This window comes from Bartonella sp. MR110HLJHH, assembly GCF_042194225.1.
Classification (GTDB): Bacteria; Pseudomonadota; Alphaproteobacteria; order Rhizobiales; family Rhizobiaceae; genus Bartonella; species Bartonella grahamii.
In genome coordinates, this window is record NZ_JBHIMQ010000005.1 from 41,407 (window position 1) to 54,593 (window position 13,187).

Consider the following 13,187-nt stretch of genomic DNA (forward strand, 5'->3'; position numbering starts at 1 on the left):
TTCAGATTTTTGAAGTTTAGCGAAGTGAAAATTGTTGATTATTATTGGTAATTTTAACATAAATTAATAACATATTGAAAAATATTGTTAAATTTCTTTTTTGTCATGGGGGAGAAATTAGCATTTTGGTGTATTTTTCGATATAAATAAAGTGAAATGATTCTTTTTTGAAAGTTTTAAAATTGTGACCGATCTTACTCCACACCCAGAACGTGATGTGCTAACCGGTATTGAACCAATCAGTATTATTGATGAAATGCAACGCTCCTATCTCGATTATGCGATGAGCGTGATTGTTTCACGTGCACTCCCTGATGTTCGTGATGGTCTTAAGCCTGTTCATCGACGTATCCTTCATGCTATGAATGAGATGGGGCTTTCTTTCAATAAGTCATATCGTAAATCTGCTGGTGTTGTTGGTGAGGTTATGGGGAAATTCCATCCCCATGGTGATGCTTCAATTTATGATGCTTTAGTGCGTATGGCGCAGGACTTTTCTTTAAGAAATCCATTGATTGATGGTCAAGGAAATTTTGGTTCCGTTGATGGTGATCCACCCGCGGCCATGCGCTATACTGAGTGTCGTTTAGAAAAAGTTTCAGAAGAACTTTTAGCTGATATCGATAAAGATACTGTTGATTTTCAGGATAATTACGATGGGCGTGAGCGTGAACCGGTTGTCTTACCAGCGCGTTTTCCCAATCTTTTGGTTAATGGGTCAGGGGGGATTGCTGTGGGAATGGCGACCAATATTCCTCCCCATAATCTTGGTGAAATCGTTGATGGTTGTATCGCTTTGATTGACAATCCCGATATCACACTCGATAAAATAATTGAAATTATTCCTGGTCCGGATTTTCCTACAGGAGGCATTATCCTCGGCCATTCTGGTGTTCGTGCAGCTTATGAAACAGGGCGTGGCTCAATCATTATGCGTGCTAAAGTTGAGATCGAAGAAATTCGCAGTGGTCGACAAGCAATTATTGTGAGTGAGATCCCTTATCAAGTTAATAAGGCAACGATGATTGAGAAAATGGCCGAATTGGTGCGCGATAAACGCATTGAGGGAATCTCTGATTTGCGTGACGAATCTGATCGTGATGGGTATCGGGTTGTTATTGAGCTAAAGAAAGATGTCGTTGCGGAAGTTGTTTTAAACCAATTATATCGGTATACGCCGCTACAAACTTCCTTTGGTTGTAATATGGTTGCTTTGAATGGGGGAAAACCCGAACAGATGACGTTGCTTGATATGCTTCGTGCATTTGTTTCATTTCGGGAAGAAGTTGTCAGTCGGCGAACAAAATATCTTTTGCGTAAAGCGCGTGAGCGAGCACATGTTTTGGTTGGTCTTGCCCTTGCTGTTGCCAATATTGATGAAATTATAGCACTTATTCGCAAAGCTCCTGATCCGCAGACAGCACGTGCACAGTTAATGGAGCGACGCTGGCCAGCAATGGATGTCGCGCCTTTGATTAAACTTATTGATGATCCTCGTCATATTATTCATGAGGATGGTACTTATAATCTCTCTGAAGAACAGGCGCGTGCTATTTTAGAATTGCGTTTGCAACGATTGACAGCCCTTGGGCGTGATGAAATCGCTGATGAATTGAATAAAATTGGCGTGGATATCGCTGACTATCTTGATATCTTGGCATCACGCGTACGCATTATGTGTATTGTTAAGAATGAGTTGAGTGCTCTTCGTGAGGAATTTGCAACGCCGCGACGTACCGTATTTGGTTTTGGTAGCGCTGAGATGGAGAGTGAAGATCTGATCGCACCAGAGGATATGGTGGTAACGGTGAGTCATAGTGGCTATATTAAACGTGTGCCTCTTAATACCTATCGTGCACAGCGACGTGGTGGTAAGGGGCGTTCTGGTATGTCCACGAAGGATGAGGATTTTGTAACGCGATTGTTTGTTGCCAATACGCATACTCCGGTTCTTTTCTTTTCATCACGTGGGATTGTTTATAAGGAAAAAGTTTGGCGATTGCCGCTGGGGACACCCCAATCGCGTGGGCGGGCTTTGATCAATATGCTTCCCTTACAACAAGGTGAGCGTATTACAACGATTATGCCTTTGCCTGAAGATGAAGCGAGCTGGAGTGCATTGGATGTTATGTTTGCGACGACACGTGGAACTGTGCGTCGTAATAAATTATCAGATTTCATTCAAGTTAATCGTAATGGTAAAATTGCAATGAAACTTGATGAAGAAGATGAAATTCTTTCTGTTGAAACCTGTACAGAACATGATGATGTTGTTCTAACAACAGCTAATGGACAATGTATCCGTTTTCCAGTTGTTGATGTTCGTGTCTTTGCTGGGCGTAATTCTGTGGGAGTTCGTGGTATCAATTTAGCTAAAGGCGATAAAGTCATTTCGATGACAATTTTGGAGCATGTCGAGGCGACGTCCATTGAGCGTTCTGCTTATATTAAACGTGTAATGAATGAACGGCGTGCTTCTGGTGCAGATGCTGATGTTGAAGATATTGTAACTCTTGATGAGGAAGATGGGGGTGCTGAAACAGAGTTAACAGATGAACGTTATACAGAACTTCATGCACGTGAACAAATGCTTTTGACGGTGAGTGAGTTTGGTTATGGTAAACGCTCTTCGTCCTATGAGTTCCGGATTTCCGGACGTGGCGGAAAAGGGATTCGTGCAACGGATCCATCTAAAACAGCTGAAATTGGTAAATTAGTAGCGGCTTTTCCGGTGAAGGCGCAAGATCAAATTATGTTGGTATCAGATGGAGGACAGCTTATTCGTGTTCCTGTTGAGGGAATTCGTACTGCTGGGCGCTCAACTAAGGGAGTCACAATTTTTAATACAGCCAAAGGTGAAAGAGTCGTATCGGTTGAACGTATTTCTGAACCTGAAGATGATACGAGTTCATTAGATGATGAAGGTGAGAAGCATTCTGATACAGTTGATATGAGCGAAGAAAAATAATTTTGAAGAGGATGGAGTAAAATCATGAAAATTGCTCTTTACGCAGGTTCTTTTGATCCTCTTACAAATGGTCATCTTGATGTTTTGAAAGGGTGTTTTGTGTTAGCTGATAAGGTGGTCGTCGCTATAGGGATACAGGCTGACAAAAAAACACTCTTTAGCTTTGAAGAGCGTGTTGATTTCATTACGCAGGTAGGGAAAGACTTTTTTGGTGCGGATTCTAATCGATTGCAGGTTCTTTCCTTTAGCAACCTTCTAATTGAGAAGGCGCGTGAAGTTGGTGCTTCATTTCTCATTCGTGGATTGCGTGATGGTACTGATCTTGATTATGAAATGCAAATGGCAGGGATGAATGGCGTTATGGCTCCTGAATTGCAAACTGTTTTTTTGCCGGCAAGCGTTTCTGGGCGTGCAATAACTTCTACATTGGTACGCCAAATTGCCTCTATGGGAGGTGATGTAACACCATTTGTACCGCCCAATATTGCACAAGCTTTGAGCTCGAAATTCCAATCTTTTAGGGGAGAATAATTGTGTCTCGTAGAATTTTTGCTGTTTTGTTATGTGTGTTTTGTTTTTTTTCATTGTCCGCTGTCGCCGGTAATTCTAGTCCAGCGAGTGATGCAAGCCTTCTTGTTTTATCTCTCAAAGATGGTGATGTCATTATTCGTCTGCGTCCTGATTTGGCGCCAAAACATGTTGCGCAAATTAAAAGATTAACAGAAGAAGGGGCCTATAATAATGTTGTATTTCATCGCGTTATTCCTAATTTCATGGCACAAACTGGTGATGTAAAGTTTGGAAAAAAAGGCAGTAGAGATTTTGATCTGAAACGCGTTGGTATGGGTGGCTCAAATTATCCCAATATACCGGCAGAGTTTTCAAAGCAGCCGTTTAAGCGTGGTACTGTTGGGATGGCACGGTCACAAGATCCGGATTCCGCGAATTCTCAATTCTTCATTTGTTTTGATGATGCTGCTTTTTTAAATGGTCAGTATACGGTTGTTGGAGAGGTTATAAAGGGGATGGATGTTGTTGATAAAATAAAAAAAGGTACGACAAGCAATAATGGATCTGTAAAAAATCCTGATGTTATTAATGCTGCTACTTTACAAGTTGAGAAATGAATCAAAGGAGCTTTCCATATGGCTGAGAATAAAAATCCAGAGAATACTTTAATTCTTGAAACAACAAAGGGTAGAGTTGTTATTGATCTTTTGGCTGATTTAGCGCCTTGTCATGTTGCACGTATTAAAGAACTGGTACGTGAAGGTGCTTATGATAATGTTATTTTCCATCGCGTTATTGATGGTTTTATGGCGCAAACTGGGGATGTGCAATTTGGAAAGAAGGATAGTGAAAAATTCAATTTATCACGTGCGGGTATGGGGGGGGCAGAAAAACCAAATTTAACAGCAGAGTTTTCAAATCTTTCTCATAAGCGTGGTACAGTTTCTATGGCACGTAGTCAGAATCCAAATTCTGCTAATTCTCAGTTTTTTATTTGTTTTGCAGATGCTCCGTGGCTTGATCGTCAATATTCCATATGGGGGCAGGTTGTTGAAGGTATGGAAAATGTTGATAAAATTAAACGTGGTGAACCTGTTGCAGATCCAGATTCAATTACCAAAGCCGTTATTGCTGCGGATGCAAAATAGTGTAAATTATACTGATTTCAATTGTAAGTTTCTAAGAAAAAATACTCTTTTCTGATCAATAAAGGCACACAAAACTTTTTTGTAGTATCACGCTTACCTTTTATAATTTCGAGCTAAGAATTGTCCATATATTTCCTTCAATCGGATCTTCCTGAAGAGTATAATGCAAAGGATTTGTACAAACACCTGTCAGAATAAGAAAACGCAAAGTCTGTTGTGTTATGGTTGTTGTTTGGAAAAGTGTTTTATAAAAAATTCGGCATTTCTCTTCAATTCATTGTCGGTCTATTAAGGTTTTATGATGTTACTTTCCTGAGAGAGCGTGTGCTTTTGTTGCTGCTTGTAAATCAACATCCAATCCTAATGTAGCAGCATGTTTGAAACACATATTAATACGGATAAGAGCCTTACTAGCTGCTCCAGTTTTCCTAGCAAGGTAGGAAAACAGCTTTTATATTATATATCATTGGTGTAATCTTTAAAACAAGAAGACAGTTTAATCTTAGAAGAATATAAAGGCGCAGAGGTGAAACAAATGGCTAGTCTTGCCATCTCCTTTTTAATTCAGCTTTACTTTTTTAAAAAGTATCTAAAGCAATATCATTTAAATAATGAAGGTTATGCATAGCCTTACGCTTTTATTTTTCTCGCTTTTTAATAGAGGAACGTTCCAAACGGAATATACTTATGTTGCATATTTACGTGTTTTTTAAGAAGCATTTCTCAGTGCATATCAACATTCACTTCCACAATGACGTTTATGGCGTTTATAGTTTTAAAGCTATAATAGTATAAATCTATTATGCACTACCATCTTTAAAGCTTGTGAAGGAGCAAGAGCGGGTACCATCATACGCTTTTTCAGCCTCTAATGTTACGATAGAGTTTTTGGTATTTGAGAATCTTTACAAAAAGCATTTTTAGTTTTTTTAAGTGTTTTTATTACACGTTAATTTTTTTTGTGAATTATCTCAATATTGTGAGGGGATAAATGATTATGCTCATTTGCGCTTTTATTAAGCGTGAGGATCGCCGTGCCCAGTAGATGAAAAATTTTTATCTGTAAAAGTAAAGAATATTGTAAGCTGTACAATGCGTTCAGATTTTTCTTCTATGCGTACAAAGTTACTGCTTATGGAAGTATGTGAAGATGAGATTATTGTGATAATAATTTTGCAGTTCTATTAAGGATTTAGTGCGTTAAGCGTAGGTATTTTGAGGTATGATATTATAAAGATTTTACTATTTTTCTGGAGCTAGATTATCACTTTATTATGGTGATTTCTTAACAAGAAATGTTCTTTTATCTCGTTTAATTTTTTATGCTGGTTACAATATTGAGCGAATCAAAAATTAATTCATAAAGCTTATGACAATGCTCGTAAGGGGATACCTTTTTTCTTTCTATAGAGATATGCATTGATGGAATCAAAAAGACGAGAGTTATGATAAAGACATTTCATTATAGAAAAATTGCTCAAGATGGGTATGCACGTCGAGGCGAAATTATAACGGGGCGAGGATGTGTTCGTACACCCGCATTTATGCCTGTTGGAACGGCGGGAACCGTTAAGGCTATGTATATGGATCAGATACGTGATCTTGGTGCAGATATCATTTTAGGGAATACTTATCATTTAATGTTACGTCCAGGAGCTGAACGTGTTGCGCGTTTGGGAGGATTACATGAATTTTCACGCTGGAGTGGACCTATTTTAACCGATTCTGGTGGCTTTCAGGTTATGTCATTGGCGGGAATCCGTAAAATTACTGAACAAGGTGTGATTTTTCGCTCTTACATTAATGGAGCTTACTATGAAATGAGTCCAGAGCGTTCTATCGAAATTCAAGAACTTCTTGGTGCGGATATCCAGATGCAGTTAGATCAATGTATTGCATTACCTGCAACTGAAAAAGAAATGGAAGAAGCTATGGAACTTTCATTGCGGTGGGCGCAGCGTTGTAAAACAGCTTTTGGAGATCAGCCAGATAAAGCATTGTTTGGGATTGTTCAAGGTGGTGATAATATGAAACTGCGTGAACGTTCTGCTCAAGCATTAAAAGAAATGGATTTAAAAGGTTACGCTATTGGAGGGCTTGCTGTTGGTGAGCCGCAGAGTGTTATGACAGCAGTATTGGATACTACTTGTCCGATTTTACCAGAGGATAAACCACGCTATCTTATGGGAGTAGGAACACCTGATGATATTTTACAAAGTGTTGCTCGTGGTGTTGATATGTTTGATTGTGTTATGCCGACGCGTGCAGGACGTCATGGTTTAGCTTTTACCCGCTTTGGTAGAATTAATTTGCGTAATGCGCGTTATGCAGAAGATCCACATCCTCTTGATTCGCAGTCACTTTGTCCAGCAGCACATGATTATAGTTGTGCTTATTTGCATCATTTGATCAAATCTGGTGAATCTCTTGGGGGTATGTTGTTGACTTGGAATAATCTTTTTTATTATCAACAACTGATGCAGGGAATTCGTGATGCCATTGAAGAAGGCTGTTATGCTGATTTTTGCGCTGAAACTCGTGCGCTATGGGCACAAGGACGCTAAAATATTAATCGTAATATAACGTTTCATTTTTTTATTGAATTTATTCTTGCACTTACAAATTTAGCTAAAAATATGAAATTAGAAACACCTTCCAAAATTATAAATTCCACTATCCTAAGATATAGCAGTGCGGTTTTATAGGGCATATATTCTTTTTCTAATTACTATATAAAACAGAAACTGTTACTCCGGTACGCGCTACCTGATCCGGAGAAAAACAGTTTATTTCTGTTTCTGATGACTGTTTAAAGCAACAATGTTAATGAGGCGTTAGCGAACTCTTAAAGAAGTATGAAAATTGTATTTTTATGAGCTAATTTGTGTTTTTTATTACTAAAGGTAAAGAATGGGTTATATACAACCGTATAGATAAATTTTAGCAAATTAAAAGAAAACTAAGCTAAGATTATAACATTTTAAATATTATAATTGTATATTTTAAGTTTTCATTATTTTAATATCTTAATATAAGTATTACTTACAATAGATTTATATAATATTATTAATATATAAAATAAAAAAATATGTTATGTCATAAAAATTTAAACATTAATCACGATAATTACCATATTTATAAAATATCGATAAATATATTAAAATAAAACTTATTATATTTGTTTTCTGCTCTGTTTATAGAATTTATCTGAAAATAAGCATATATATTTACGTGAATATTTTAATTTAAAGATAATGAGTTAGATATCTGATGCGATTCCTCTGTTAGAGGAGGGAGGGGTAAAGCTGCCTAAAAGAGGATATTTAATAAATCTAGAAACCAAGCACTATTATCATGAGAGTTTTTAAAGGATTCTATAATAATTTATAAGAATGGCGTAAAGTTGAAATTATAGCTTATCAATTTGGATGATCTGCATTTAGATAACAAAAATAATGCAACAATAATTTTGTGAGAAGTTTTATTTTTGTATCAAGATAATGATGAGATGTGGTTCACTTGTTTGAAGTGCATTATTCGACAAATTTTAGAATTATTTATAGGGTATAGGATATCGTTGCAAAATAAAGGTTTTACTGTAAAATCGGAACTGCTGAAAAGAGGAGACAAATTTTATTATCTGGCAGATTCGATAAAAATAGGTGAATACATCTATAACTTTGAGGTTTTCAAAGATTTTCCGTTAAAGAACTTACTTAAAACTCCATAAAATGCTTTATATATCAAAATATTTCTAAAACTTTATTGGGGACTATTGGGCATGCGTATAACAATGTTTTGAATTTTTGTTTGTGTATATTACAGATATCTACAGTTAAAACTCTTATCCAGAAGTGATGATATGAGGGATTCTTATAAACAAAAAGTTCTTGCATTGGGAATTGATTCGAGAATACGGCGTTTAATAATTTTAGCTCTTGCCGTGGGGAGTTTTGCTATTGGTACTGCAGAGTTTGTTGCAATGGGGCTACTGCCAGAGATGGCACGAAGTTCATATGTTGATATTCCTACCGCTGGTCAATATATTTCTGCTTATGCATTAGGAGTTGTGATTGGAGCACCTCTTTTAGCTGTGGCAACAGCTCAGGTATCACGCAAAACTGTTTTGATAGGATTGATGCTTTTTTATGCTTTAGCAAATATTGCTAGTGCCTTTGTTTCTGATTTTAGCATATTAGTAGTATTACGCTTTCTCAGTGGACTTCCCCATGGAATCTATTTTGGACTTGCGGCTATGGTTGCCTCTTCAATGGTAGAAATGAAAGAACGTTCTAAAGCTGTTGGATATGTTATGCTTGGCTTAACAATTGCAACCGTTTTGGGAGCACCCAGTGCTACTTGGATTGGTCAACTTATTGGTTGGCAGATTGCTTTTGTCCTTGTTGGTATGATTGCTTTATTATGTTGTTTGCTTATTTGGAATTTTTTGCCTTGTGATTTAAGTTTTCCAAAAACGAATCCTTTGCACGAAATGGGTGCATTAAAGCAAAAGCAGGTATGGCTTCTTTTGTTTATGGTTTCGGTGGGAGCGTCAGGATTATTTTCTGTTTTCACTTATATCAAGTCAACATTAATGCATATTTCTGGTGTTTCACTTGAGTGGGTACCATTTATCATGCCGCTAGTTGGATTGGGAATGGTGGTAGGAAATCTCTTGGGGCCTAAATTAGCTGTTAAAATTGGTATTTCGCCGATGATATTTTTTTCTATGCTTTGGAGCGTATTTGTTTTTTTTCTTTTTTTCTTTTTATCCTATGCTCCGTTAACAGCGGCAGTAGGATGCTTTTTTGTTGGGACTTCTTTTGCTGCTATGCCTTCTATACAAACAAAAATTATGGATGTTGCACTACAGGGACAGATTTTGGCAGGAGCATTAATGCAGTCTGCTTTTAATATTGCCAACGCTCTTGGTGCAGAATCTGGAGCATTAGTTTTAAAATTGGGCTATAGTTATGAATATACAGCTATTTTAGGAAGTGTTCTGACTTTGTGTGGGTTAATGATTTTTTGCGTCTCATGGTATATGGAGAAGCATACTTAACATTTCTTTTAACTATTAAGAGAAAAAATATTTTTTTATTTATTTAGTTATTTGATTGTCCTGTTGGGTTTTTTAATATGCGATAGGAAACGCGTAGAGCAAATGGAATACCAAGACAAAATAAAAGACCGATGAGTACGACAAGAAGAGTCTTGGCGGCTGAAATCATTCCTACTATTCCTCCAGGATTAAAGAGACCAGCAAAATTGGTGATTGTTCCTGCAAGTGTTGCACTTAACGCGGCTGAAAATAGCTGTACAGAGGTAAGGGATTCGCTAGCACGTAGAGTATCTTCATTGTTTGCACATTGTAAGATCCGTGTTAACAAATGCGGCCACGCTATGCCTGCGCTAATCCCGATAGAAAACAATGCTAAGCAAATGATAAAAATATGTTCAGATGTAGAATCTTTTATTGGAATGAGCCATAAAAGACTGCTTATACCGAAAAGGCTTAATATGGGGGAATACACAATAATGCTGCGAACTTTTTTTGCGGATATACCAGCACTTGATAGAGAACCGCATGTCCAGCCTAAGCTCATGAGTGACGCTATATAACCAGCAATAAGTGGGGCTTGTCCATGAAGCTCTTGAAGAAAAAGTGGAAAATAAAGCTCTACGCTATACACGACTGTCGTCATAACGAGTATCAATGCATAAATAGAAAAAAACTCAGAAGAGAAGGAAAAGGATTTATGCGGTAACATGGGATGAAGTGTGGATGATTCGATCTTTGCTAGAACAAAGAAAAGGGTTAATCCAATAACTAATCCGCAAATTTGCGCAATTGTGGTATTTATAGCACTACCAGCAGAAATAATAAAAATTAATAAGATGAGTATGGAGAGTTGTAGGAGAGGAAAAGGGGATGTTGGAATCTCTCTTTCATTTTCTTTTGGTAAAACTTTAAGAGCTATGAGCAAGAAGATTATCGCTAATATGCCGATAACCCAAAAGGATGCTCTCCATACGCCATAATGTACAGAAATGCCACCGATAGCTGGTCCTAACAAGGTTGATATTCCCCACATTCCAGAGATGATACTCAATGCATGTGACCATACAGATGGACTAAAAACAAGACGCACCATAGAATAGGATAGGGATAGTAAAGAGCCGCTTCCAAATCCTTGAATAAAGCGCCCTATTAAAAATAATGGCATAGCCGAAGCTGTAGCACATATGAAGGTACCAAAAGTAAAAATAAAACCAGAGATCACATAAGCTTTGCGAGGACCTGTTTTCTCTAATATTTTGGTTGCAAGCGAAGTCCCAAGGAGCGACGCTGTAATAAAAACAGTTGCCACCCAAGAATAGTACAGTCCATCGCCAAGATCACTCATAAGAGAGGGTAAAATAGTAATAACTACATAAACATTAGTAGCGTGCAACACTACACCGCCTATAAACGTTAAAAAGCGAATACCATTTTTACCTAATAAAAGTGCAGACCAGCTTTTTTTTTTCACTGTTTTTGCTATTCAGTAAAGAGTTGACCTTTTTTATTTATAAGGCAGTTATCTGAATTTGCCAAGAAAAGATTCAAAGCCCTCCTTTCGTAGAGCTTTGGAATTTAAATGAAGTGATAACTTAATTGTTCACAGCTTTTTTAAGATTTTCATCAATTTTATCAAGAAAACCTGTTGTAGAAAGCCATTTTTGTTTAGGTCCAATCAAAAGCGCGAGATCTTTGGTCATAAAACCTTCTTCAACGGTCTTAATACAAACTTCTTCTAATGTTTTGGCGAAGTTTTTTAATTTCTCGTTGTTATCTAGTTTAGCACGGTGCGCCAGTCCACGTGTCCATGCGAAAATAGATGCGATAGAATTTGTTGATGTTTCTTCGCCTCTTTGATGCTGACGGTAATGGCGTGTTACTGTGCCGTGTGCTGCTTCTGCTTCAACAATTTTACCATCTGGTGTCATAAGAACAGAGGTCATGAGACCAAGGGAACCAAAGCCTTGAGCAACAATATCAGATTGAACATCACCATCATAGTTTTTACATGCCCATACATAGCCCCCTGACCATTTAAGTGCAGAAGCAACCATATCATCAATGAGGCGGTGTTCGTAATATAATTTACGGTTTTCAAATTCAGTTTTGAATTCCGTATCAAATATTTCTTGAAAGATATCTTTAAAACGACCATCGTAAGTTTTTAGAATGGTATTTTTTGTTGAAAGATAAACTGGAACATTCCGTTGTAGTCCATAATTAAAGGATGCGCGGGCAAAATCACGAATTGACTCGTCAAGGTTATACATAGCCATAGCAACCCCTGCGCTTGGGGCATCAAAAACATCATGTTCAATAACTTGATTGTCATCACCTACAAATTTAATACTTAATTTCCCTTTTCCTGGAAATTTAAAATCTGTTGCCTTGTACTGATCACCAAAAGCGTGACGTCCGATAATAATTGGCTTTGTCCAGTTAGGAACAAGGCGAGGGACGTTTTTACAGATAATGGGTTCGCGAAAAATGACTCCTCCTAAAATATTGCGAATTGTGCCATTAGGTGATTTCCACATTTTTTTTAGGTTAAATTCTTTAACGCGTGCCTCATCAGGTGTGATGGTTGCACATTTTATACCAACCCCATATTTTTTGATAGCATTGGCAGAATCGATTGTTACCTGATCATTGGTTGCATCACGATTTTCGACGGAAAGATCATAATATTTGAGATCAATGTCGAGATAGGGATGGATTAATTTATCTTTGATATATTTCCAGATGATACGGGTCATCTCATCCCCATCAAGTTCAACAACGGGGTTTTCTATTTTGATCTTTGCCATTAGAAGTCCTTTTTTTTTAAGCGATACTACTTTATAGCACTTTCAAGTTTATAATGAAAAGTAAAAACAAGGGAAAAAAGCATTCAAATATGAGCTTTTAGAATATATTATCAATTTTTAGAATATATTATCAATAGAGTGTAAATTTTGTTGGAGGGTTTAATTTTTGAATAGAAGTTTTTTGAAAAGAAGTGATGTGTTTGCAAATCTATAATTATTCTATGATTGATGAAGAATCTGTTTAATAGATAAGGTAGTTAGATCACTGGGGGCAGGGATTATGCATTTTTATTATCAGAGTTTCCATTTAATAAGTTGATCGTATTCTAAATTATAGTTTCTTGATTTGTTGTGTTAGGTGAATAAGAATCTATTTTTATATCGCATTTCAATTCTAAGATTACGGTCTGCTTGTTTATAGAAAAGTTTAATGTGATGCACAGGCACTGTAATTAGAAATGCTTCATATAAAATGCGTTTTGGGGTAAATTTCAGTTTTGAAGGTTGGAAGAAACGTATAAATGATGTGGCTGGTTTTAATTTAAAAATTAACGGTATACGCAAGAATATGGCTTATAAACTCACCGGATCACGAGCTAGAACCCTCTAATTTTTATATTTTATCGATTTTTATTGTTATTAACTGTGCGCAGTAAAACACTATCCTCGAAATGCAACAAAGAAATCAGTTA

At 36.9% G+C, this 13,187-nt stretch carries 7 protein-coding genes and 1 pseudogene; 6 read left to right on the forward strand and 2 right to left on the reverse strand.

Annotated features, from left to right (window positions below):
• Positions 1-184: 184 nt before the first annotated feature.
• From gyrA to ACFIKB_RS04560, 6 genes and pseudogenes are all read left to right on the forward strand, one after another.
• The gene (gene gyrA / locus ACFIKB_RS04535; RefSeq protein ID WP_375635875.1) at positions 185-2,968 is read left to right on the forward strand and encodes a DNA gyrase subunit A; all 2,784 of its coding nucleotides are present in this window, start codon (positions 185-187) and stop codon (positions 2,966-2,968) included.
• Positions 2,969-2,992: 24 nt separating this feature from the next.
• Positions 2,993-3,512, forward strand: a pseudogene (gene coaD, locus ACFIKB_RS04540) (pantetheine-phosphate adenylyltransferase).
• The gene (locus ACFIKB_RS04545) at positions 3,502-4,095 is read left to right on the forward strand and encodes a peptidylprolyl isomerase (protein WP_375635876.1); all 594 of its coding nucleotides are present in this window, start codon (positions 3,502-3,504) and stop codon (positions 4,093-4,095) included. Before coaD ends, ACFIKB_RS04545 begins: the two are co-directional and overlap by 11 nt.
• An 18-nt stretch (positions 4,096-4,113) precedes the next feature.
• Positions 4,114-4,626, forward strand: a complete 513-nt coding sequence (locus ACFIKB_RS04550) for a peptidylprolyl isomerase (RefSeq protein WP_375635877.1) — start codon at positions 4,114-4,116, stop codon at positions 4,624-4,626.
• A 1,445-nt stretch (positions 4,627-6,071) separates the two neighbouring features.
• The gene (tgt, locus tag ACFIKB_RS04555; RefSeq protein ID WP_375635878.1) at positions 6,072-7,190 is read left to right on the forward strand and encodes a tRNA guanosine(34) transglycosylase Tgt; all 1,119 of its coding nucleotides are present in this window, start codon (positions 6,072-6,074) and stop codon (positions 7,188-7,190) included.
• A gap of 1,298 nt (positions 7,191-8,488) precedes the next feature.
• The gene (locus ACFIKB_RS04560) at positions 8,489-9,688 is read left to right on the forward strand and encodes an MFS transporter (protein WP_375635879.1); all 1,200 of its coding nucleotides are present in this window, start codon (positions 8,489-8,491) and stop codon (positions 9,686-9,688) included.
• 43 nt (positions 9,689-9,731) lie between these two features.
• Here the strand turns inward: ACFIKB_RS04560 and ACFIKB_RS04565 are convergent, their stop codons facing one another.
• Positions 9,732-11,159 (reverse strand): MFS transporter, encoded by a 1,428-nt coding sequence (locus ACFIKB_RS04565; RefSeq protein ID WP_375635880.1) that lies wholly within the window; start codon positions 11,157-11,159, stop codon positions 9,732-9,734.
• Positions 11,160-11,280: 121 nt separating this feature from the next.
• Positions 11,281-12,495, reverse strand: a complete 1,215-nt coding sequence (locus ACFIKB_RS04570) for an NADP-dependent isocitrate dehydrogenase (protein ID WP_375635881.1) — start codon at positions 12,493-12,495, stop codon at positions 11,281-11,283.
• Positions 12,496-13,187: the final 692 nt, after the last annotated feature.

Bases quoted from the DNA above. Each gene is read 5' to 3' on its own strand.
- ACFIKB_RS04550 (WP_375635877.1), top strand. From the start codon at position 4,114: ATGGCTGAGAATAAAAATCCAGAGAATACTTTAATTCTTGAAACAACA.
- tgt (WP_375635878.1), top strand. From the start codon at position 6,072: ATGATAAAGACATTTCATTATAGAAAAATTGCTCAAGATGGGTATGCA.
- ACFIKB_RS04560 (WP_375635879.1), top strand. From the start codon at position 8,489: ATGAGGGATTCTTATAAACAAAAAGTTCTTGCATTGGGAATTGATTCG.
- ACFIKB_RS04570 (WP_375635881.1), bottom strand. From the start codon at position 12,495: ATGGCAAAGATCAAAATAGAAAACCCCGTTGTTGAACTTGATGGGGAT.